This is a genomic window from Spirosoma aureum (genome assembly GCF_011604685.1).
Classification (GTDB): domain Bacteria; phylum Bacteroidota; class Bacteroidia; order Cytophagales; family Spirosomataceae; genus Spirosoma; species Spirosoma aureum.
The window spans coordinates 6,287,278-6,311,471 of record NZ_CP050063.1 but is presented as its reverse complement, the minus strand read 5'-3'; the positions used below and the strand labels follow the sequence as shown (position 1 = coordinate 6,311,471).

At 46.6% G+C, this 24,194-nt stretch carries 16 protein-coding genes; 7 read left to right on the top strand and 9 right to left on the bottom strand.

The genetic code is table 11. The features are described 5' to 3' along the window. Positions 1-210 precede the first annotated feature (210 nt). Positions 211-2,280 (bottom strand): tetratricopeptide repeat-containing sensor histidine kinase, encoded by a 2,070-nt coding sequence (locus G8759_RS25005; protein ID WP_167214291.1) that lies wholly within the window; start codon positions 2,278-2,280, stop codon positions 211-213. A gap of 1,223 nt (positions 2,281-3,503) precedes the next feature. Between G8759_RS25005 and G8759_RS25000 the strand changes: the two genes are divergently transcribed. From G8759_RS25000 to G8759_RS24985, 4 genes are all read left to right on the top strand, one after another. Further along, positions 3,504-6,047, top strand: coding sequence for a hypothetical protein (locus G8759_RS25000; RefSeq protein WP_167214288.1), 2,544 nt, complete (start codon positions 3,504-3,506; stop codon positions 6,045-6,047). Between the two features lie 557 nt (positions 6,048-6,604). Continuing rightward, positions 6,605-7,036, top strand: coding sequence for a hypothetical protein (locus tag G8759_RS24995; protein ID WP_167214285.1), 432 nt, complete (start codon positions 6,605-6,607; stop codon positions 7,034-7,036). A gap of 936 nt (positions 7,037-7,972) precedes the next feature. Continuing rightward, positions 7,973-8,395, top strand: coding sequence for a hypothetical protein (locus tag G8759_RS24990; RefSeq protein WP_167214282.1), 423 nt, complete (start codon positions 7,973-7,975; stop codon positions 8,393-8,395). 791 nt (positions 8,396-9,186) lie between these two features. Then, on the top strand, positions 9,187-9,816 hold the full coding sequence (locus G8759_RS24985; RefSeq protein ID WP_167214278.1) for a hypothetical protein: 630 nt from the start codon (positions 9,187-9,189) through the stop codon (positions 9,814-9,816). A gap of 250 nt (positions 9,817-10,066) precedes the next feature. Here the strand turns inward: G8759_RS24985 and G8759_RS24980 are convergent, their stop codons facing one another. Together G8759_RS24980 and G8759_RS24975 are read right to left on the bottom strand one after the other, a co-directional pair. Next, positions 10,067-11,605, bottom strand: coding sequence for a TolB family protein (locus tag G8759_RS24980; RefSeq protein WP_167214275.1), 1,539 nt, complete (start codon positions 11,603-11,605; stop codon positions 10,067-10,069). A gap of 266 nt (positions 11,606-11,871) precedes the next feature. Continuing rightward, positions 11,872-12,567 carry a 3-keto-disaccharide hydrolase gene (locus G8759_RS24975; RefSeq protein ID WP_167214272.1) on the bottom strand — a complete coding sequence of 232 codons (696 nt, stop codon included), beginning with the start codon at positions 12,565-12,567 and terminating at the stop codon, positions 11,872-11,874. A gap of 779 nt (positions 12,568-13,346) precedes the next feature. Between G8759_RS24975 and G8759_RS24970 the strand changes: the two genes are divergently transcribed. The 3 genes from G8759_RS24970 to G8759_RS24960 all read left to right on the top strand — a co-directional run bounded on the left by G8759_RS24970 (position 13,347) and on the right by G8759_RS24960 (position 17,443). Then, positions 13,347-13,544 carry a hypothetical protein gene (locus G8759_RS24970; protein ID WP_162389512.1) on the top strand — a complete coding sequence of 66 codons (198 nt, stop codon included), beginning with the start codon at positions 13,347-13,349 and terminating at the stop codon, positions 13,542-13,544. A 7-nt stretch (positions 13,545-13,551) separates the two neighbouring features. Next, positions 13,552-13,785 (top strand): hypothetical protein, encoded by a 234-nt coding sequence (locus G8759_RS24965; RefSeq protein ID WP_167214270.1) that lies wholly within the window; start codon positions 13,552-13,554, stop codon positions 13,783-13,785. Positions 13,786-14,215: 430 nt separating this feature from the next. After that, on the top strand, positions 14,216-17,443 hold the full coding sequence (locus G8759_RS24960) for a cyclic nucleotide-binding domain-containing protein (protein WP_167214267.1): 3,228 nt from the start codon (positions 14,216-14,218) through the stop codon (positions 17,441-17,443). 25 nt (positions 17,444-17,468) lie between these two features. On the opposite strand, the gene G8759_RS24955 is transcribed toward G8759_RS24960, so the two are convergent. The 6 genes from G8759_RS24955 to G8759_RS24930 all read right to left on the bottom strand — a co-directional run bounded on the left by G8759_RS24955 (position 17,469) and on the right by G8759_RS24930 (position 24,130). Next, a complete protein-coding gene (locus G8759_RS24955; RefSeq protein WP_167214264.1) occupies positions 17,469-18,071 on the bottom strand; it encodes an HD domain-containing protein in 603 nt (200 codons plus the stop codon). 81 nt (positions 18,072-18,152) lie between these two features. Further along, on the bottom strand, positions 18,153-19,199 hold the full coding sequence (locus G8759_RS24950) for an adenylate/guanylate cyclase domain-containing protein (protein ID WP_167214260.1): 1,047 nt from the start codon (positions 19,197-19,199) through the stop codon (positions 18,153-18,155). Then, positions 19,196-19,576: a response regulator gene (locus G8759_RS24945; protein WP_162389517.1), complete on the bottom strand. Its 381-nt coding sequence runs from the start codon at positions 19,574-19,576 to the stop codon at positions 19,196-19,198. Before G8759_RS24945 ends, G8759_RS24950 begins: the two co-directional genes overlap by 4 nt. Positions 19,577-19,594: 18 nt before the next feature. Continuing rightward, positions 19,595-20,989, bottom strand: a complete 1,395-nt coding sequence (locus G8759_RS24940; protein WP_167214257.1) for an ATP-binding protein — start codon at positions 20,987-20,989, stop codon at positions 19,595-19,597. Between the two features lie 285 nt (positions 20,990-21,274). Next, entirely contained in the window at positions 21,275-22,843 is a 1,569-nt protein-coding gene (locus G8759_RS24935) for a glycoside hydrolase family 43 protein (protein WP_167214254.1), read from the bottom strand. 3 nt (positions 22,844-22,846) lie between these two features. Then, complete coding sequence (locus G8759_RS24930; RefSeq protein ID WP_167214252.1) at positions 22,847-24,130, bottom strand: glycoside hydrolase family 71/99-like protein; 1,284 nt, start codon at positions 24,128-24,130, stop codon at positions 22,847-22,849. Positions 24,131-24,194: the final 64 nt, after the last annotated feature.

The window sequence follows — 24,194 nt, the reverse complement described above, 5'->3', positions numbered from 1 at the left end:
AAACACGTCTGAAGTTCCAGGTTGGCATCAGTCGGTACGCCGACCCGGAACTGCCCGTCAGTGGATTTCAAATCACCAGCCACTTCATTACGGTCAATAAGGGTTTATAGCCGATGGGTACTTATCTCACAAAATGCTCCTTCGTGAGACTATAGAATTTCCATGTATCTGCTTCAAGAAATGGGCGTTTTTTTGAGATACTCCACTGGCTTAACTCAAAGCCGGTAATTGAATCACAAACGAGGTACCTTCTCCTTCCTGGCTTTCCACTGTCAGGCTCCCCCTGTGACCTTTGGTGACAATATCATAACTCAAGCTCAAACCCAATCCTGTTCCTTCCCCAGTGGGCTTGGTGGTAAAAAAAGGCTGGAATATCTTGGCCTTCACCGACTCGGGCATGCCCGTCCCGTTGTCGCTCACCCGAATCTGTAGTTGCCCATCAAACTGATGGGTGCTGACCGTGACGGTTGGTTGATAGCCTGCCGGGGCGAGTTTCTGTTTCTCGCCTACGGCATAAAAGGCGTTGTTATACAGGTTTAACAGCACCCGCCCCATCTCCGCAGCGACCAGCTCAACCTTACCCAGATGCCCATCGAAGTCAGTGACCAGCTCACAATTGAACGTCTTGTCTTTAGTTCGTTGTCCCTGATAAGTCAGCCGTAGGTATTCATCAACTAAGGCATTCAGGTCGGTAGGCTCCCGGTCCCCCGTTGAACTCCTGGAGTGCTCCAGCATACCCCGTACGATGGCCGAGGCCCGCCCACCATGTAGGGTAATCTTTTGTAAGTTTTGGGTTAAATCCCCCAGAATTTCCGCTGCATACTCTTTTTCCGAATCGGGAAGTTTCTGAAAAGGCCCATCTTTTAGCTCATCGACTAATTCCGTACTCACATCCGAGAAGTTATTGACGAAGTTGAGGGGATTCTGAATCTCGTGGGCGATGCCCGCTGTTAGCTCACCCAGACTCGCCATTTTCTCTTTTTGGATCAGTTGGGTTTGGGTAGCCTTGAGTTCGGAGAGTGATTGTTCTAATTGATTGCTCTTCTGATTAATGACCGTATTGGCCTTTTGCTTTTGGGTATAGCCAAAGACCAGTAAGCCCAGCAACACGGCTAACAATCCCATACCTCCTAGCAGATAGATTCGTTGTTGTTGTTGCTGTTGAAGTTGGACGGCTGAGAGCTGTTGTTCGAATTTGAAAGCCGTTTCTTTTTTGTCGAACTCGTACTGAAGGGTGGCGACGGCTATTTGGTTGCTGTTTTGCTGGTTAATGACCAGGGCTTTAGTTTTGATAAAGTCTTGATAACTGGCCAAAGCGGCCTGTGGCTCACCCAGCGCGTCCTGAATCTGGCTTCGGGTTTGATAGGCTCCATACAGGTAGGGTAAATTGCCCAGTTCTTTGGCCAGCACTACGGCACTGTCGATATAAGCGTTGGCTTTATTTAACGTCTTGGCTTTATCACTCCTCAACAGTGTGGTTAAGAAAGTGGCGTTGCTGTCAATGGCAATTTTTAAATACAGTTGACTGAGATTGTTATAACTTCTTACTAATATTTTTTTGTTTCTATTGGCATTACTCAGCTTCAGCCCGTTTTGCAGATAGGTTAGGGCTTGGGGATAATCGGCCAGATTGAGATAACTCTGCCCCACGTTATCGAGGTTTAATTCCTTATCTACACCCCGAAACCCCATGGCTTCATTTAGTTTCAACGATTTTAGCCGGTAGTCTAGCGCTTTGGCATACTCACCTTGTTCGCTGTATAAGCCACCTATGTTACTCAGCCATAGTACCACTCCTTCTTTATTTCCTAATTCCTCATGCCCTTTCAGTGCTTTTTTATAATAGGCTAAGGCCTGCGGATAATTGCCTAGGGTACTATAAATGTTTCCCACGTTGCCTGTTATGCCAGCAATCAGGTCTTTATCCTTTAGTTCTTCGGCTATTTTCAAACCACTTAAATGAGCCGCAAGGGCTTTGGGATAATCAGACTTGCTTGAGTAACAACCTCCTAAAATAGTATAGGCAAAAGCCATGCCTTTTTTCCAGGTTAATTGCCGGGCCAGTACCAAGGACTGGTTGGCATAGTTGATACCTTCATTGGGGTTAATGCGGGAATAGTTAACACTTATCAGATTCAGCAGCTTAACCCGATTGGTGTCGGGTTTGGCCCGGGGCAGTTCGGCTAATAGCGAATCCAGCCGGGCTTGCCCTGTTTTTCGTTGAGCAAAAGCGGGGCTGTACGCTAATAAGAGCAGGAAAACCAGTAAAAGTCGTGGCATGGAGTTGGTTGTAAGAGGAAGGAGACAGCCAAGGTAGTCAATTATAGTCCCGTAAGCTGAAGTAACAATTTATGTGTTAGGTAAGGCCGGCACCTTCAGCGTAATTGATCACTCTTTCCAACCCCAGGCAGTAGCCGGATCTTACCCGCACGACCGTTTTTCTTACCAGCCCTTGATCCGCTTGTCGGGAGTCATATACATTTTCTTACTTGGTTGCACTGCTGAATCTCAGAAAAGGCTCCTTTTATTCGATGACTAGTTGCGCTTTGTGTGTAGGGCAATATTTTTCCGGACGATACGAAAAATAGACCGGTTCGGAAAAACGCTCGTATTTCCGAACCACCGGACGCTACGTTCAAACTTGCCAATTTTAAATTTTTACCGGTTTAGAAAAACGGTTCAATTAATTAGTTCAGATTTTTGTAGCTTGTCATGCCTTATCTGAACCGTTTTTTATGTCTGAGTACCATAAGCCAAGCGTACCTCAATCCTTCGATTCGTGGCTTGATGAAGTAGTCGATGAACTGCGCGAGCTGCACCATACGGATCCCCTCATCCCGTCTACTGAAGGTAGGGGACGTATTAGTCCGTACTATTCGTATCGATGCTGACAATGCCAAAAACAACCGAACGGTACAAGATCTGAATCCACCCCACTGGAGAAGCTAATTCAGCAGCACAGGCTCCGGGAGTTTTCTGCCAGCCATTATGTATTTACGATTGAGGGCATACCTGGCGAGAAGCCTGTCTACGAAAAATATTTTTACAATCAGCACTGGCGCTACTCACCTTATTAAAACTGACCGATAAACCGTATGAGCTCTAAGGCTGGGAGCATACGGGTGTTATTGCCCTCTATATGGCCACCAAAGATGTGAAGCTATTTCAGTGTAATACCTCCTCAAGTCGATGCAGTTTAGCATTTAGATTGATCAGGGTTATGGGCTCTATAAGTTCCAGAATGAATCAATACCTCATGCATGATCTCCATGTCGCTGCGATGGTTAAGAGCACAAAGGTAACTAAGGACCTGATGCCGGTCAGTGGTGTATTTAACCAGGCAAGTCGAAGTTAATGTCCTCATTGAATTTGAGCTAGTTATGGAATAAAATAAGTAGTATTACGCTAAAAGATATATATATTGAAACATACATTTGTCTCAGCATCAAAGTGTAGTAGCGTTTTTTGGCGATAAAATACTCTTTATAATCAACTCAAGCAGTATGAGAAATTCTACAGGTTGTAACAACTTATCCAGATCGCAAAACGTAGAGCGGACATCGCTTGTCCGAAACAGAAATTTTATAGCTGTTATCATTGCGATCGTACTTACGTCCTTTGGTTTACTAGATTCGCAAGCTCAACCGTGTAGCCTCACTCTGACGGCAACGAACATTAAGCAGCCCACCTGTGGGGGGAAAGACGGCTCTTTTAATATTAATGTCGAAGGCATTACGGCTCCCTACCAATATACACTGGTGAAGACAGTAGGGGGCAGTCCCGTAGTCCAGGAGAACGGTACACTGATCGCGGGAACTCCAACCTTTGTCTTTCTGGGGGAGGGTAGTTACCAGGTGCTCATTGCCAAGGGTGGCACCTGCACCGGGAATGTATCTGTAGAGCTCACAGCTGTTCCGCTCACTCTGACGGCAACGAACATTAAGCAGCCCACCTGTGGGGGGAAAGACGGCTCTTTTAATATTAATGTCGAAGGCATTACGGCTCCCTACCAATATACACTGGTGAAGACAGTAGGGGGCAGTCCCGTAGTCCAGGAGAACGGTACACTGATCGCGGGAACTCCAACCTTTGTCTTTCTGGGGGAGGGTAGTTACCAGGTGCTCATTGCCAAGGGTGGCACCTGCACCGGGAATGTATCTGTAGAGCTCACAGCTGTTCCGCTCACTCTGACGGCAACGAACATTAAGCAGCCCACCTGTGGGGGGAAGGACGGCTCTTTTAATATTAATGTCGAAGGCATTACGGCTCCCTACCAATATACACTGGTGAAGACAGTAGGGGGCAGTCCCGTAGTCCAGGAGAACGGTACACTGATCGCGGGAACTCCAACCTTTGTCTTTCTGGGGGAGGGTAGTTACCAGGTGCTCATTGCCAAGGGTGGCACCTGCACCGGGAATGTATCTGTAGAGCTCACAGCTGTTCCGCTCACTCTGACGGCAACGAACATTAAGCAGCCCACCTGTGGGGGGAAGGACGGCTCTTTTAATATTAATGTCGAAGGCATTACGGCTCCCTACCAATATACACTGGTGAAGACAGTAGGGGGCAGTCCCGTAGTCCAGGAGAACGGTACACTGATCGCGGGAACTCCAACCTTTGTCTTTCTGGGGGAGGGTAGTTACCAGGTGCTCATTGCCAAGGGTGGCACCTGCACCGGGAGTGTATCCGTTACTTTGGGTGGCCTCACCATACAAGCCAGTGCTCTAAGTACCAACCAACCGATTTCCGTTACCGCTTCGGGATGCACAGGTACTATTAACTGGAATCCAGTGGGCGGCACTGGCTCGGCCAATGGAAATATATATACCTTCTCAGCCCCGGGTAATTACACTCTCTCCGCTTCCTGTACGGTTGGTGGCTGCACTAGCCCATCCCTCACCCTGCAAATCCTACCCCTTGACTTTGCCATCACCGGAGCTACGATGGTGAATTGTCAGGTCGTCGATGAAACGCTCAGCAAACGCTATCAGGTCAGCTTTACGCCACAATACACCGGCCAGAATGCGAACCCCATCTCCTTCTCGGTGGTCAATGAGTTTTCCCCTACCACGAACCCTGGCCCCTACAGCCTGATGCTCTACGGGGATAACTCCACCATCACCCTGGTGGCTAACCAGAGTGGCAATCCCGAAACCCGCTACCGCTTCGAGTGGCTGGCTGCCTGTGGCACCGGCACGTCACCAAACCGTCCCCCCACTACTAGCGGTATTCCCAGCCAAACGATTCTCCAGGGGCAAGCCTACGCGCTCAATTTGGCCACCTATTTCAGCGATCCTGATAGTCAGCCCTTGACCTACCTGGGAACGGGATTGCCCGATGGGTTATCCATTAATGGAACATTACTGAGCGGTACGCCCTCGACCACCGGAGTGAGCCTGGTCAGCATCACAGCTCTGGATCCTGGTGGGCTGATGCTCCAAACCAGTTTTAATCTGACGGTGAGCCCGATGCCGACGGTGCCCTCGACCTTCACCATTATAGGAGCCACCATGGTTAATTGTCAGGTGGTGGACCCTAGCCTCAGCAAGCGGTATGAGATCAGCTTCATGCCTCAGTATGCGGGTCTGGACAATACGCCAGTCTCCTTCTCGATAGTCAACGAGTTTTCTCCGACGACCAATCCCGGCCCTTACACGATCCAGCTCTATGGGGACAATCCGGCCATCACATTAATTGCCAAACAGAGCAATGTGGTGGCGAGTTACAACTATAACTGGCTGGCAGCCTGTAATCTGGGGTCTACTCGGGTCGGCACTCAGGAGACAGGTAGTGGTTTAGCGGTAAAGTTACTGGGTAATCCAGTGGCGGGTAATTCGGCAGAAGTGGAGATTGGAGGAGTAGCTGGTCAGCGGGTGCAACTTAATCTGGTGGACCTGCAGGGACGAGGCCTTCATCAACAAGTTATCACTGAAGCCTCTGTTTTGGAGCGGGTGAGTGTTCCCTTAGGCACTAGTCGTGGACAATTATTCTTACAGGTAAGCAGTGGAACCCAGCGTAAAACCCTCAAAGTGATCAAGGCTGACTAATTGCTGTTTGTTTTCCCCAAAGACAAGCCCCTTTCTACTGGTTTGGGCTTTTCTTTTTGGGAAAAGAATAGGATTGACTTCTCCCAAAAAACCGGACCGCTCTAAAGCAGAGAGTTCGGGCGATTTTTCAGTACTTTAAAACAACAAATTATCGCTGAAGCAAAAGACAAAATTCACTGAAACGCAGACGGTTGGCCGCTGTCGTTGTAAATGACTAGCGAGTCCCTAACAGACGGGTTTGTGAAGTTGCTCTGTTACAAGCATTTAACATTCTTGATTAGCGTAGTACATAAAGGCAGAAAATGGTCATTTCATTTGAGGACTCAAATGAAATGACCATTTTTATTGAGTATCTCACCGACTGACCAGCCGTCAACTTTTCCAGGAAGATACATTATAAATGATCATAAAAGGTGTTACATTAACAAACAGCTGAATGAAGTACGAAAAAGCAAGCCGTCCAGTAAATATGTTATGTTACTAATATAAATTAATCGAAAAAATTAAGGATAATGAGTATATTTACCCAGTAATTCGTAGCTTGTAACTTGCTTTTTATGGCTTCTTATAAAATTAGTCATGGTTTTCGATTGTGGCTGCAAAATCTCCTGTTGAAAATTCCTGTTTCCGTACATCAGGTAAAAAGTATCCGCTTCCCACTACAATTTGGGTCACCCATTACGTATACGCAGGATACTTTTTTCTATTGGATTTGGAAGTGGAAATGGAAATGGGACTCAACTACGCAAGTATGGACGATCAGCCATCTTAAAGCCTACTGCCCCCAGTGTAAAAACGGGCTGGACAAATATGAAACTAGTTACAAAACGGTACTCCTATGTCCTAACTGTACTGATTCGAATATGCTGTTCGATCATGATCGTGAACAGGCAAATGAAATTCAGGAACATATTCTATTGAAAGCATCTCAGCAGTTTGATTTGACCGCTATGGCCAAACTGCCTATGCTTATGGTTAGAAGACATTAGCTCGAGACTGGCTATTGAACAAACTGCTGCTCTTTGGCATTGATGCCCAAAATAATTTATATAATTTTAGTCGATAACCACAAATATTGTCTTAGATATTACAAACATAGCAAACTTAAATCTTGCCTTATAAATGGTATCGCAGGCAACTGGGCTCTAAAGCTGCTGCCAGATTCAAACTTCTTCGCGATTGGTAAATGCAAATTTCTTCTGGATCGGGCCATATCCTTACTTTTTAAGACGAATCTGGTCGAATAGGGTAGTTCTGAAGTTTACGGCTGCAATTAAATAACGATTTAGACGTGATTCCAACAGGCCATACTACCTATGAGTATGGCCTGTTTTTAGCCAGCAATAACTGGAAGCCACATTCTCTTTTCAAAAATCTATTGCAATGGGACCTATATCTGATTCATGTCGAGCAGATGTAATGAGTTAGAAACCAAGAGGCAAGGGGATAGCTACACCGATTGCTGGCATGCCTGGTTTTCGTCATTAGAAGGATAAGTATCCCTATTCGGAAAACAAAAGTGTGAAGGGGCGATCAATGCTGGCGAAAATGATGTTGCTGGGTATTTGATTGAGGGCTTTATTTTGAGTATATTCCACACCATTACGGCCCGATTATTGTATAAAACCTTTTCATCTATATATTTCTATAGAAGCACGCCGTAGTCTTCGGTGATCACATCAATGAAAGGTCGTATCTGAGTACAGAAACATTAGTTAAGTCTTAAAATTTACCCTATTACGAACCCCATTTTTGTACTCACAGGCAAAAGAGAACCATTATTAACTAAAATAGATAAACTCATGAAACAATACCTGTATGTGCTAGTACTTGTTTGCCTGGTTTCTGAGATAAGTTACAGTCAGTGTAAAGCTTTACGCAAAAGAATGGATGCCAATTCATCCTACATTACGATCTGTTCCCCAATGAATCAATCAGTGAGTGCCTGTAAAGTAATTACGGGTGGGCCAGAACGCTACTTTTTAATCCTTACTGCGCCCGGAAGTCTGGCGTCGGAGCAACTGAAGGCGGTTGTTTTATTGACAAATGGGCAACAAATCGAGTGGCCATTTCAACCGCTTAGGGTACAGACTCAACATCAGCATGTGCTCCGACGATCGTCGGAGTTGGTAGCCACAACTCAGGTGGAAGTAACCGAGGAGCAAATGAGTCTCCTGGCCCAACATTCGATCCAACACTACAAACTGGGTACGTTTGAGCGACCTTTGACAGAAAAGCAGGGCAGTGAGCTACGGGACAACATCAATTGCCTGCGCATTGCAAAGCCAGTTGATATAAAACGTAGTCAGAATAGTTTGGCCATTCAGGCAATACATAGACGAATTTAAAAGCCTGCTAACTTTTACCGGGTTTAATTTACTGAGCCGCATAGAGAATCCTGGTCGGTTAGCTCACTTATTGTTTAAATAGGTTAGCAATTCCATTGCGAGCTGACCAAACAATAGCCAATCATATAGTACTATAAAAAAAGGTGAAAGGGCGGTGAAGTTTAGCCTGAACCTACTAACTAAAGGCATTATTATTGCTTTCCTTTACTGTATTAACAACTTTATTTGGATAGTAGTCAACTAACGCCGTGTCTAGTGCGATACGGCGTTTTTATTTTTAACTTCTGATTAGTGCGGCCCGATTATTGTATAAAATTTATCAACCTATTTATCCCTATAGAAACACTACGGTATTCATGAATCGACACAAAATAGGCCTTATTGATCGATGGAAATCACACAAGCTTGCTCCCCTGCAAAAGCTCATACAATCTGTTTGTCTGAACGTAGTCAGACCTCTTCATTTTCAACAGGTTCGGACATTGATTCCTGGTAGGTGGCGATTGTCGATCATACAAACTCTGAGCGAAATGCCCTTATGGTATGGGTAGTTTCGCCGAAAATTACCTGACATCGATGAATACGCTTAATCAATTCAGGGAAGGCATTAGTGGAATTAGATACCGTTATATAAGCTGATCTCCTAATAATGCCCAATCCTGATGCTCATTAAGTAATTTCAACCAATTGAAAAGCGAACCCTAGTCCTGAACTGGAGGAATAATCATCGACTGATTAGATCTTGTCATGAACGCCAAAGAAGTTTTATGTAAACCAACTATATACTGACTATGAGCGAATTGCTGCTGAGTGATAGCTCTACGAATAACCTTTCCATGGAAGGTCAACAAGGCCCCTCGCTGGGGAAGGTCTTTGCCGTTCAGATAGCCAGGGGATTGGCCATCACACTGGCTGCTATTCTATCCACCTATTTAACTGGTATAGCCCAAACTGTAACGCATAGCTTTATCATCTCGGTGAGCATGGGCGGGATTAGCTTTTGGCTGGTTTGCTCATTCTTGCTGTCTGAGCGCATTGAAACGCAGCTGGGTCGAAAGGTGGATAAAAGAGGACGAATGGCTCCTGTTGATATGGATTCCCTGTTAGGTAAAGCGATTCTTGACGAGCGACTCGCGTATTGCCAGCAACGGCTTCCTGGCAGTCAGGTCGTCTCCCTTAAACTAATTTACTGCGGTTCATATACGGAGCCGATCCAGCAATTTTATCAGCGTTCCAGGGTATTTACGTTGGACACGTTTCCGTTGGGTGCACCCGAATATCTTGCCGTATATGGTTTGATCGACAGCAAAGGGAATCGATTTGTATTTCTTGACGCATTCGCCGAAGCATCCACCCTGCAACGGGGTTATTTTCGCCAGGTTGATCAGTGGCCTGTTTTTGCTCTCTATGAAATCGAATAAGTCTGGTTAATAGTTAACATTATATGCCTGGTTGATAAACAATAAAGGGCGATGGTATGAAATCGACCGTTCGACAGGGTGAAACGATTGATCAATCGGGGAGTGTCGCCATTGTATCGTTCACTTAAGACGAAAAGATAAGCGAATGAAAAAAGCCTGATCACTTGATCAGGCTTTTTTCAGGTTCTGGGAAAAGATTGATCAAAGAGCAGATTAATCTACCCTTTTAAGAGTATACGAAAGCTCAGGGCTATTTTTCAACCGGACTGATACTACTCACTGCGGTGTTACTAATAAAAGCGACTCGTTTGCTATCGGGCGACCAGGAGGGTGTGTTTATTGTTCCCTGACCCCCGTAGATGTAGGCAATTACTTTGGGTTGCCCTTCGCCCGAAATGGGCAGTATACGCAGGTAAACGTGTTTATAGAACGGGTGATCATCGGGTTTCACTTCTTCCTTCAAAAAAGAAAGAAACAGAATCCATTTGCCATCGGGCGATATGTGCGGAAACCAATCGTGAAACTCCCCATTGGTAATTGCCTCCTGCTGGCTGCCATCGGCTTTCATGCGCCAGATCTGCATGGTGCCGGTACGGCTTGAGTTGAAATAGATATACTTACCATCGGGTGTATACTCCGGACCATCATCAAGACCTTTGGCATCGGTTAGTCGAACTTCATCACCACCGGCAGCCGGTACCCGATAAATGTCATATTCGTTATTGCGCGATCCGGTAAAGACTAAACTCTTCTTATCCGGCGACCAGCCGTGAAGATACGAAGGACCTTTTGGCGTAATCTGTCTGGGAGAACCACCCGTTACGGGAACGGTGTAAATGATTGAACCTCCCAACTCTTTTACGCCACTACTGAGTCCCAGCATCTTGCCATCAAAAGACAGCACGTGATCATTGTTGTTATTTTTTACCTCCCCCGTATTTAATGGCATAGACTGCCGTTTCGCTAAATCGAAGGTATACATCTGACCATCGCCATTGTAAAGTAACGTTTTTCCATCAGGCGTCCAGTTAGGAGCCTGAATCGATTTGGGGGCATTGAAAATCACCTGCCGATTACCAGTTGTTACATCCAGAATCTCCAGATTACTGGCCAGATAGTCGCGGTAGGGAATCAGCCCATCGTGCGCAGGAACACTAATGCGTACGTCGCGGAAGACGCCCCGTTCAAGTACATCTTTGTTGTGCGACCCAATAAATAATCCGACATAAACTTCATCGCCAAGATTCAGGTCGCTTACCTGTTCTGTTACAAAAGGTTCGCCAAACTTAGCTACCCGCATTGTATAGGTATTCCCTTTCCGTTCCAGTTGAATCACGTCGGCGCCCGTTAATTTAGAGCGAACTTCTTCGGTATTGGCTCCACTGGTCCGGCGGAATTGCAGCGATGTAAGGCCATCGCCATGTTCAACGGCGTTGATGTGGGCCGATTTCCCGTCCAGACTACTACGAACCATCCAGCCAACTTTGCGGTGGGGGTCTACGCCTTTACCCAGAAGCGAGGCTCTAGTATACAGGATAAAGTCGCCCTTTAAACGTTTCCACATAAAATGGAACTCATCGTGGTCGAACCAGACATTGTAGCCTGAGCCTGACAGTTCATAGGTGTGATTCTGGGTATTATAGACGGCGGACCCCGGTTTCAGAACGTCGCCAATATCACCATGGCCGTCAAACAGGCCAAGGTTCTGTTTTTGCGCCAGAAGTGGAGTGATGGTTAGTAGTGATAAGCTGGCAACACATGCCAGTAAAATCAGGTTTAGGGTTTTCATCAAAATCGTTTATCTAAATGATTGATTAGAAATGATTTATGTTTTCGAATCCAAGAGGTAGAAAGAATAAATCAGACGTGTTTTTCTGAACGGAGAGCCGACATTCATGCTCCAGACCTGCGTGAGATTTTCGGAAGGAGCAGAGTTTTATACCTTTGGAAAAGGCATTGATACGCAGTTTTTACCTACTTCGGCAGTAGAGTTATGCTGAAACGGAAGCTAGTAAAGGCTGAAGTATTAAGCGTGATCAATTAAAGGACTTTCGCCTATAACGACCTGACTTTAATGTTTCTCAGCCACACCTTTTGCCCGTGGTGCTGAATCATGATAAGCCCGTTTGTCGATTTGGCAAATTTGGGATTGTTCTTGAACTTACTTTTACTGATCAAGTCAAGCAGTTCGGGCGATCCAATCTGATAGTCAACTACCTTAATGCCGTTCAGCCAATGCTCTACGTGATTGTTGTTGACAATTAACCGAGCCTGATTGTATTCGCCTACGGGTTTCAACTGTTTGTGCGTAGGTTCGATCAGGTCATAAAGCGACCCCGCCGACCGTATTGGCGCTTTATCGTTAAAGTTGATATCGTCCAGTATCTGCATTTCGAAATTATCGAGCCAATTCGAGCTGTTTCCATTGCCAACCTGCTTATCGGCTTCTTCATTCATGTAATAAAATATACCGCTATTGCCTGCTACCGATACTTTCCAGTCGAGGGTAAGTTCAAAATTTTTGTAGGGTTGTTTCGTCACCAGATCTATGTTAGGCACACCTGTCTGAGCTACCAGGGCTCCGTCTTCTATTTTCCAGGATTCGGTCGGAAACGAGCTCATCCTGTAACCTCTTAAGGGTTCAACTGATTTGCCATCAAACAAATAAGTCCATTGTCCTTTTGGCTGAGCGCGAACCAGGGTGCTAAATGAAATAAATAGGGTGATCAGATAAAGAGGAAACGGCTTCATGAAAAATAAATTAGTAAGGGTATAGTGATTGAGAAAAGAACCCTGTCCAGTAGTTGTAGCGACCATGTCGGAATTTACCTCAATTTGGGTGAGTCGTATTCCAGTGTTTTCGGAGCTATATGAAGCGGTTCATAGTCTGCTGATTTTTAGAAGAGAAGCGATTGGCAAATGGCACCAGAGCGAGAACCACCGGAACGTTTTAACCTAACCAGGTCTCGATTGTCACATTCCCGGCTACTTTAGCTTTGCCATGTCCAATCTGTTTGGCCGATGTTGCAGCTACCCAAGCTCACTAATGATGTACGGGTAGCTGCAAGTTAACTAACTTAGATGTTTTTAGTTGTTGATGAAGAAATGAGTTTGTAAGGGTTGATTGTCAATTATTTGCAAAATAAACTTCCAGCTTGACAGACTTACTTACAATACTCAGGTCGCAAATGAACGGTTAAATCTAAATTTGTTCAATAAGTCCACAAATTGTTAGTTACTACTAAAAAAATTAGTTGGCAGGAGGGGAAAGTTGACTCTATCGATAGGAATAGGATCTTCTTATGGAGGTGAGCCGTGCCACGGTTCTAAACCGTGGCACGGCTCACCTCCATAAGAAGGTATAAACTGAATCTTAAACACAAGCGGTAAAATTGTTATTCGTACAAGTATTCGGCTTGGCAGCTTTGGTAGCTATAGAGAAGATAAAACGTTAATTTGTTTATTACCAGGAGATTATACCTTTGTATGAATGTGGTCCATAAATTTGTCTGTTTACCTATCTATTCCTTATGTCCGAGTATAGTAAACCCATCGAATCGCAAACCTTTGAGCAGTGGCTCGACGACGTAATTGATGAATTGACTCAACTGGGTTATTCTGATCCGCTCAGTCCCTCTGATCGCGATTGGCTGTATACTGTCTGGGATAATTATGACCTGTCTTCAGCCGAAGCAGCCTTATCCTTCATTAACGAAACCCCGGCCTGACATTTCTATGCGGCTCACCTGGACATTTTACCCCAAAAGTCAGCCAAGTGTAACCCTCTCTGTGGTCTATTTACCTCAACTCGACGCGGTCAAAACACCCGGCTATCTGGAGATTGAGAGCAACACCGCTTATGTAAGCTGGGATAGCTTCCGAATCTTTAATAATGGCAGTCAGACCGAAAAACGATCGCTTTTTGGATCGCTGACACGCGTTGATCACTTTAATCCACTAGCTCCTTAACAATAAATCACCTATACCAAAGAAAACTTTACCACCATTTATCTACGCTTTCCCTGGAGAGAAGACCCCTGCTGCGGATTTACAACAGCCAGGTAAGAAATCAGGCCTGATAAATGGGTAGACCCATTGCCTGATTGATCAGAGAAACCAGCTTGATTCGTCGGATTTTACAGGTTTAGGTCTTTCGCTGTCAGGCGTGCCACGGTTGCTGATGATGCTCCTGATAACCGTGGCACGCCTGACAGCGAAAGGTCTTAGGCCAACGAATCGGCTGCACATCTAACTCTTTGGCGACCAAATACATTGGCCGGAATCGTGTCTGTTGTTCAATTCTTTTGACCAGATACCGGCAACTTTGTGTTATTTTACAGTCCATTCGCTGATTTTACGGCAGAATGTAAACATTGAGCTACTTTCGTTTCTTCGCATAATGACATCTGCTCAGGTCTGGTATCGGTTCATTGGTGTTCGCTCAACGGAAGCGGCAACAGTCTGGCTCTTTTTTCTGCATAATTTCTTTTTAGGCATTGGCACCATCCTAGTGTATGTGGCGGCCAATGTGATTCTGCTCGAAAATCATCCTCAAACCAGCTTGCCGATTGCGTATGTAAGTGCTGCCCTGGCCATGATGGCTATCGGTCGGATTTATACGTACTTCGAGCATCATCTGTTATTAAAACGACTCGCTTTCCGGGTGCTGCTGGCTGTTTCTGTTCTGACCTTTATTCTGGGTTTGTTTGTGCTTTTTGGCCATTCCGTAGCATCAGCCGTGGCAATTATGGTTGGTTACCGGATGATTTATCTATTGACAAATCTGGAATTCTGGGGTGTTTCGGCGGTTGTGTTCGATGTGCGACAGGGCAAGCGATTATTCAGCATTATCAGTTCGGGAGACATGCCCGCCAAAGCACTTGGCGCTTTGCTGTCGGTCGTGGTACACGCTCATGCCGATCTGGTTTTATTGCTGCTTACCGCATTTGTGGCCTTTGGCGCGGCCATGTATGTACTAAGGCTTACGATTAAGTCGCATGTCGTTGATGTAACGCCAGCCCAAACCCGAATCCATCGACGCCCGACGCCACCACTCATCAGCCAGTTGTTTGGCGGGAGCGAACTTGTCTTTACCATGTGCCTGAGCCTGGCCGCGATTGCCTGCGTGGTAACGAGTGTCGAGTATTTTTTCTTTGTCAACGTCAAACAAAAATTTCACCACCAGGTCGATCTGATGCAGTTTATCGGCTTCGTACTTATCCTGACGTACCTATCGGCCTTAGCGTTTAAGTTGGTACTGTCCTGGAAAACGTTCGAGCGGATTGGCATTCGCTGGTCGCTGGCGATGCTGCCCATTGTCGCCTTAGTTGGCATAGCGCTGTTTGGTATTCTACTGGAATCGAATGTAAGCGAAACGGGTCTGCTGGTCTATTTTTGTGGCTTGTATTTGCTTCTGGAAGTGCTTCGCCGGGCCGTATTCGATCCGATTTTTCTGGTTCTGTTTCAACCCCTTACACCACATACCCGGCTAAAAGGGCATACATTGGTTAAAGGCTTTTACGAGCCGCTCGGAATGGCATTGGCTGGCGTATTGTTGTATAGCCTGCATTACTTTCCGCAGCTTCCGTACTGGATTCCTTTTGTATGGATGGCGCTGTTTATGGGGCTTGCCCTGTTTTTTTTGAATCGGACGTATCGCCACTATCTTGATACTCTAAAAAATGCATTGGAGCGCCGTTTTCTGGGTAACGATGATCTGCTGATGCCCGTAGCCGCTCGCAAAGCCATTATCAGCAATCTGCAAAGTGATGATTCTACCGATGTGCTGAATGCTATTGACTGGCTACAACAGCATGAACCGGCTACATTAGTGGCGCAGTCGGCAGCGTTACTGCAACATCCCGACGGGTCGATACGGGTCAGGACATTAAGTTCGCTACAGATTCAAACGGACCCTACTTTGTTATTCGCTCTTGCGACGACAGATACCGAACCACTTCTGCGCCAATCGGCTGCTCACTGGCTAGCGCAACATCCCGATGCTGGCAGTCAGCACCTGACCGACCTCTGGCAACAAACCGATCTGTCAACTAGAATAGGAGCCATTCAGGGCCGATTAAAAGCCAATCCTGATGATCAGACTGCTCGTCAGCATCTATCCGACCTGCTCAAATCCGATGATATATCACACCGAAAAGCCGTTCTGACACTCCATGCGTTTTTTACGCAAAGTCAACAACACCTCATGGTTGATGAGGCATTGACTAGTCAGGACGTAGCGTTGCAACAGGCTGGTATACAGGTAGCCGGGAGTTTGATTGGAAATAGATTGACACCCACGGTTATTGGTTTACTGACGAGGCCTTTACTTTGGCGGGCAGCAATGGAGAGCCTGATCAGTGGAGGAGAAGCCGTCGTTCCCTATCTGCGGATGGCGGTGCAGCCTCAGGCAAACCGGATACTGATTCAACGTATAGCCCGCGTATGTGGTCACATTGATGCGCCCGAAAGCCGGGAGCTATTGGTCGAATTAGCCGAATTGCCCAATCTGTTCTGGCGGGCTGCTGCACTAAAAGCCCTGCGAAATTTTGATCCGCTGACAGCTGATTCGGCAAGGTTTCAGGCTATTCTGGATGAGGAATGGCAATTGGCGCAGCGCTTATTTAGAAGTCTTGCCGGTGAACCGAACGTTTATCTGGCTACGTGTCTTGAGTATGAATTAACATTGCTGCAACAGCGCGTTTTTGGTTTGCTGATGCAACTTTACGATCCGCAGCCAATTGCCGATGCCCAGCGGGGTGTCGCCAACGCTACCCGCGACCGCAAAGCCAATGCACTCGAAATGCTTGACAATCTGATTCCTCAACCGGTCTACCGCAGTTTGCAGACGCTGGTCGATGATCTGCCCGTTGACGAAAAACTACGATTGTTAGCTAAACTTCTGGCGCCTGTTCCCGATTCAGAACCGATAGAGGTTTATATTATCCGCCAGGGTGAAGCTTATTTTTCTGACTGGACAATCAGTGTAGCCCTGAATCAGATCAAGGCCAGTGAAGGCATACTGACTTACATCTACCCGCATCTGAACTCAGCTAATTTACTGATTCATGAAAGTGCACTCAATGCACTTCAACAACTAGCCGCTAATGAAGCCGTTAGCCAGCAAAAGCTGGTCGCTTCGCTGAATGGATACGACTATATGAGCATCAAACATTCTCAAACCGCCCAGGTTTCGGCAGTGGATCGCGTAATTGCGCTTAAACGAACAGCTCTTTTTGCCGATACCCCCGAAAATGTACTAAGCAGTGTAGCGCAGATCATGAATGAGGTAACGTTTCATGAGGGGCAGGAAATTTTTGCCAAGGGTGAAACGGGTACCAGCCTGTTCATTATTTATGATGGTGAAGTCGGAATTTTTGATGGGTCCGAACAGTTGGCAAAATTCACGAAGGGAGGCTTTTTCGGCGAACTGGCGCTGTTAGATGCTGAGCCCCGTTCGGCAACGGCAATAGCCCATTCAGATACCCTGACTTTCCGGATCGACCACGACGATTTCTACGACCTGATGGAAGAGCGGGGCGAAGTCCTGCAAAACATTATAAGGGCGTTGTGCCAGCGGTTACGCCGACAGAATGAACTCCTTCGGGATTTATCCGCGTCGGCCTGATTGGTTGCCCCTGATACAAGTACACTTAATTAGCCAGATTCGTTTCTGATTCGACAATGGTTCGCAATTTGTCGAGCCATTGCTGCTTGGTAGCCTGACGCCAGGCAATAGCAGTCGTGGTCCAATAGTGGTGTTTTTCCAGAAACTGAACCTGTATGCGGTTCCAGGCCGGCTTGCTGGTCACCATATTCCGGGCCTGGAGTTCCTGAAAAAGCGAATCGGCAATGGGTTCGAAGTCGTCGCGACCAAGATAATCAAGATCGGCATCGCATATAATTCGCTCTAGCTGAGTGAGGGGTGTTTGTGGAATTCGGGTGGCCATAATCATTCCACAAATAATCTCGATCTGCTGGGGCAGGTAATTATAACGCGGCAGAACCTCCCTGGCAATCAAGCCTCCTTTTTCTTCATGTCCCTGATAAGTAGTCAGAAAACCGGCATCGTGAAAACAGGCCGCTGTATGCAGCAACTCGACGGACTCTTCGTCATCAATTCTTTCCGCTTCGGCCAGGCGACGGGCCGCCTGTACTACGTCCAGTGTGTGATGAACACCATGATAATAGAGTGTTGGCGACAGGTTTGTCCTCAACTGATGCAGGATGTAGTGTTCGGCAGCCTGGTAGTTCATAGAATAGCCGTTTTCCTGAATGATCGATACCGTACTTGGTCACAAAGCTAGGGTTAACTTTATAAAAAATGTAACCTTTAACTAAGCCAGTACTTCGTAAATAGTAACGGGGTTGGCTTTGTTTTTCAGGTTTACTTCGCCAACTTTTTCGCACTGAAACGATTCCTTAATGCGCTGATAGGTAGACTCGTTGATTAAAATCTGATTGGGTTTGGCCACTGACTGAAGCCGCTGCGCCAAATTGACCGTATCGCCGATAACCGTATAATCCAGCCGCCGGAGCGATGCCGATCCAATATTTCCTGAAACCATCTCTCCTGTATTAATACCCGTAGACACGCTCGGTTGAAATTGAATACCTTCTGATAGCTGTGCCTGATTGGTCTGAATCTGTTGCCGCACGGCCAGAGCCGCATCAATGGCACGGTCGAGGTGGTGAGTTCCCCGGAAAACAGCCATCACGGCATCACCCATAAATTTATCGACGTAGCCGCCCTGGGCAATGACTCCTTTTACGATCTGGTCGAAATATGTATTCAGTAAGTTAACGACCTGATCGGGAGGTAGCTTTTCGGAGATTGCAGTGAACCCACAGATATCAAAAAAAACGACTGTGGCCTCAACGATTTCGCTCACCAATAAGCTATTTTCGAACTCGGGCCGGGCCATAAAGTTGATCACCGTTTCGTCTACATACATTTTCAGGATATTGTTTTCCTGAATGGCACGAAGCGTTTCGCGTACCTGCGCGACATAACTTATGGTTTTTTCAATCGTTATTTCCAGGTCAGAAAAATCAACCGGTTTCATGACAAAATCGAAAGCCCCCCGGTTCATGGCAGTGCGGATGTTATTCATATCCCCATAGGCTGATACAACAACTGCCTTCAAAATTGCATTCAGTGCCGGAAGTTTTGTCAGCAGCGTAAGCCCATCCATAATTGGCATGTTAAGGTCGCTTAAAACGATCTCGACATCAGGGTGTTCTGCTAATTTAGTTAGTGCTTCCTGACCATTGCTGGCGAAGATAAATTCATACGCATTCTCACGAATCTTACGTCTGAACTTCTGTTTGATCAGCAATTCGAGGTCAGTTTCGTCATCGACCACCAATATTTTTGTACTCATAACGGATTCAACTGGCTGAGTTTATTTTTCAACTCGGCAAAATCGATTGGTTTGGTTAAAAAATCATCGGCTCCATCGCGTATGGCCTGATCATGATTCTGCTGGTCGCCGTAGGCCGTAATCATCATGACGATGGGTGATGGAACGACAGGGCTCTTCCGAATCCGGCGCAACAGTTCCAGACCACTCATGCCAGGCATGTTGATATCGGACAGGATAAGGACAGCTTCGGTTCCTTTTTGCGCTAAATAAGCCAGGGCAGATTCGCCCGAGTTGGCGAACGTAAATGTCATAGTACCGCTTCGGATTTCCCGTCTGAACCGTTGCTCAAACAATGGTTGAATATCCGTTTCGTCATCGACCACTAATATCTTCATGTAAGGCGATTTTATGATCTAAGATACGCTGATTCCGTCAGATGCCGGTAGAGTAATCACAAATTCGGCAAACTCGTTTTCACTTGTGTTCACCTTAAGCGTGCCATTGTGTCCCTTCGTAATGATGTCATACGAAAGAGATAACCCCAATCCAGTACCTTCTCCGGTTGGTTTGGTCGTAAAAAAAGGCTGATAGATTTTATCGAGGACCTCCTGCGGAATGCCAAGCCCATTGTCTCTGACCCGAATCTCGATCTGATCAGAAAGGCGTTTCGTACCAACCTGTACCAGAGGCATGTAATCGGCTGGCCCGATTTTTCGTTTTTTCTTCTCAGAAACAGAATAAAAGGCATTGTTGAACAGATTGAGCAACACCCGGCCCATTTCTTGCCCGGCGGCCATTATCTTATCGGCTTTAGGGTCAAATTGAGTAACTAATTCGGCATTGAACTCTTTGTCCTTCGCCCGCAATCCATGGTAGGACAACCGAAGAAACTCATCACAAAGCGCATTGATGTCGATGAGTTGACGTTCATCGGTGCTACTCCTGGAGTGTTGGAGCATGGCCTTCACAATGGCATCGGCCCGACGGCCATGATGATTGATTTTCTGTTGACTAAGGGTCAGGTTATCGGCTAAATCCAGAATGTAATCTTTATCTATTTCAGGTTTTGCCAATTCTTCCTTGAGTTCGTCGACCAATTCGACGGAGACTTCGGCAAAGTTGTTGACAAAGTTCAGAGGGTTCTGAATCTCATGAGCAATACCGGCGGTAAGCTCTCCCAATGACGCCATTTTTTCGGACTGAATGAGCTGATTTTGTGCGGCCTGCAAATGGACAAGTGCTTGCTGTAGTTCTTCCTTTTGCCCCATTAGTTCTGCCGTACGGGCCTGCACAAGCTGTTCAAGGTCAGCGTTCTGCGCTTCGATCATCCGGGTGCGTTCGGCTTCTGCTTCCTGCTTCAACCGATCGGCCTCTATTGTTTTTTTCTGATTACGGGCAATAATAACGAACGTAAATAACCAGATACTGGCAAATACCTTCGACGAATCAAGCAAATCACCGTATTGTTTGGCAAATGAGGGTACAATACTTTCCAACAGTGTAGAAACTAAAAAGCAGAACATAAACGGTATGACTGCCAATAATAACGTTCGGGCCGGTCGATAGGAGCGCATCATAAACAGAGCGACGACCACGCCACTGAACGTGATAAAAAGATACCAATCATTTAAATGGCTGTCCTTGATCGAAAACAATTGCCCGATGACAATAAAAACAATAAAAACTAGCCAGCTTTGCTTCAGCACATTATCCCACTGGGGAAGGTAGGTGGCCGTATTCATAAATCGACGAAACCACCGCACAACCAGAAAGGCAATGACGATACTTATGACAATGCTACCATCCATAGGGAATTGAAGTTGAATACGATAAGGTTCTTATGGGGTTAGATTACGCAAAATAATACTATTATTAACGTGAGTTATGAATTCGAAAATAAACACCGTAGAGCTTGTATGCTGGAAGCATGTGTGTTTAACAGCAGACCGATCGTTTTTACCTGCGATTTTCAAGTATACACGACTTTTGCCAAAAGTCGTGCCACGGTTACTACTGATGTAAAAACTAACCACGCACCGTGCGGTGGCATGGCTTTGGACGAAGTTCTGTAAAGTCTAGTTAATCTTATCGGCTTAGTTGTACTGCATCGCCAGCGACTGAATTCGGCTACTGCCTTTCTGTTCGCCCGAAACACTAATACCTATGCGTGGTGCCCGGTCCCAACGGGGTAAAAATGAGCCATTGGGTTGATTATCAATAGGCAGCTGGTTCATCGGGCCTCCTTTGGCTGCCCAGCCGAATTCATAAGACGAGCCTGAACGGCTGCGTACCTGTAGCTGAACAGCAGACGTGTTTTCGGGAATTGGCTGTGTTTTCAACACCGATCGAACCCCCTCTTTGATTTGCCAGAGTTCGAGTGAACCTTTACGAACCCCCAGGCCCAGCGCATTACTGGCGTCTCCATACAGGCATATGCTTTGGAGCAAATCGGCTTGTGGATTAATGCCCGCAGAAAAGGTGTATGTCCCTTTTTTTAGAACCAACCCCAGAAAACTGCCCGATGTGCCCGGTGTCGAGTTGGCCAGTTGCAACTGACCATCTCCGATAGTAAATACGGGTTTAGGACGGCTTACATCCCATACCCAGGCTATATCTGCCGTATTTTTACCAAAATCAATTGCCAGATCAGTGTTCTTTTTCTGCAAGGCTCCCGTGGGTGATTTGGCTTCGGTGGGTGTGGCGGTCCCGTTCAGGAACGAAGGCCAAAGGGTCTTTTCATCCCAAACCAATTCACTGAGTACGCCCTGCCGCCCGGTGTTGGTAAAATCGACGCCATTGTAGGCGTGATGCAAATAGAAATACCGATTGTCCGGCGTCGTGACGACCGTTCCGTGACCAGGGCATTTCCAGCTGTCGTTACTGACCAATACGGGATTGCCGGCGTATTTTTGCCAGGGACCCTGAAGCGTTTCGGCGCGGGCAAAACCCACCTGATAGTTGCACTGCGCACCACAACACGCATTGCCCGAATAGGTCATGTAATAATAGCGACCTCGCTTAACGATTGCCTGCCCTTCGGCTCCGCCAGCTTCCCAGGTATTTCGATCAGCCTTCAGGAGCGTAAATGCTTTCCCGGTTACGTTAAGCCCATCGGGAGCCAATTCGGCACCGAGAATTTCGATGTCTTTTCCTTTGTCGAGACCGTAAGCTTTCCAGGTTATGTACAATTTAGCGCCGTCTTCAAGCACAAATGCGTCAATGGCTTCCGTAGTCCATTCGATCAGTAATCCGTGGTCTGTGAATCCCTTACGAAGGTCGCGGGTAGAAGCGACACCGATATACGATCGTTTGTCTGATTTTCGACGGGCCGTATAGTAGCAATAAAATGAACCATTCCGATAAAAAAGCTCGGGCGCCCAAAAGCTGCCCATTGTCCAATCGGGCAGGGTTTTAAAAACGGGTCCTACATAGTCCCAGTTGACCAGATCTTTTGAGGTGTAAATCGGATAGGCGGGTCCCCACTCCGATGAGGTGCCAGCCGCGTAATACGTATCGCCAACGCGAATAACCGATGGGTCGGCAAAGTCACCGGCAATGACCGGATTGCGATACGTGGCACCTGATCCGGGTGCCCGACCCGATTGCGCACTGCATCGTAGGGTCATCAATAACAGTATCGCAATGGCCAGGGTAAATTTCATGAGCTACTTTTTTCTGAATGGTTTTTGCTGATTGTATCCTTTGTTTTTATGAAACCAACTGGCTGCCTGCCCTGTGAGCCATAAATAATAATCAGCATCCAGATCAGCTTCAATACCCACAAAGTTACCATTGCCATTCAAAGGTAGTTCATCTTCTTTTTTTGTTTTAAAAATAGCCGTTCCCTCATCAATCTCATCGAACATGGCTACATACAGGCTTTGAGCGCCAGCCTGCTTTGCGCCAGCGACTTGTTGCCACAGGAAATCGCCCTTTAGTCGCGGAATCTGATTATAGACCGCAGGATTATTTTTTAAATTTCCCCAACTGAATCCCGGAAAAACAAGTGGTACATAATCGACTGAATGGGTTTTGCACCAGGCTATGTCATCGGCCAGGGTATTGCCGGCGACAGAAGCGTACGTACTGGCATTGTAACGACCGACGGCCCAGGGCATAATAATGTCGGCACTTTTGATGAGCGGGTGGAGCGATTCAGATGGTTCCGTGTCTTTCGTCATTGTCCGCCAGTAATACGGCACGCCCAGCAGAATCGAGGTTTTCTTCGTAGGGCCTTTTATCGAATCAACTACGGTTTGGATGTCGGCAACGGTGTATTTACGGTTATCATTGAAACCAACACCCCAGATAGCCAAAAGCGGTTTACCATTGTGGTGCAGGTAGGTCGGGTTTTCATTCGTATCGAACAGGGCAAAACGTTGCTGCAACTCATTCCAGTCACTCACTACCAGAGCCATGTCGGCAGAGGTTGATCCGCTTAGATCGTACATAATGCATATGGCCCGCTTGTACTTTTTGGCCGCTTTGAGCGCATTGGCCAGTACTTTGTTGAAATGCCGTTTCCCACTTTCGGATTTTATTTCGGACAGGAACCGCTGCATGAATACCCCATCGATACCGTAGTCGTTCATCCACCTGAAGTGTAGATCGACGCTGGTTTCGTCGTAGGGACTATAGACATAAGCGGGGCTGCCATTGGCGTATTGAAATGCCGTTTTGTACGTTTTCGGATAATCTTTCACATCGGGCCAGAAGTCGATGGAAGCAAACCCCGGCTCGAACCTGCCCTTTTTCTGATAGTGATGCCATCCTCGGTTCGACTCGTCTCCCTGTGCAGCAAACCAACCCTGATACCCAGCCATAACCAATCCTTTGTAATTGGTGTATAGGCTGTTGCTCTCACCGTCGTTTACTTTCGCTTGCTGGCTTCTAACGCCAATCGAAATCAATAAAAAAAAGAGCAGGATAAGGGAAGGCCGTGTTTTCATTCGGTTTGGTGCCTGCCGAAAGGTCGAAACGTTCGGCAGGTTTTCAGGAAAAAGATCCAATACT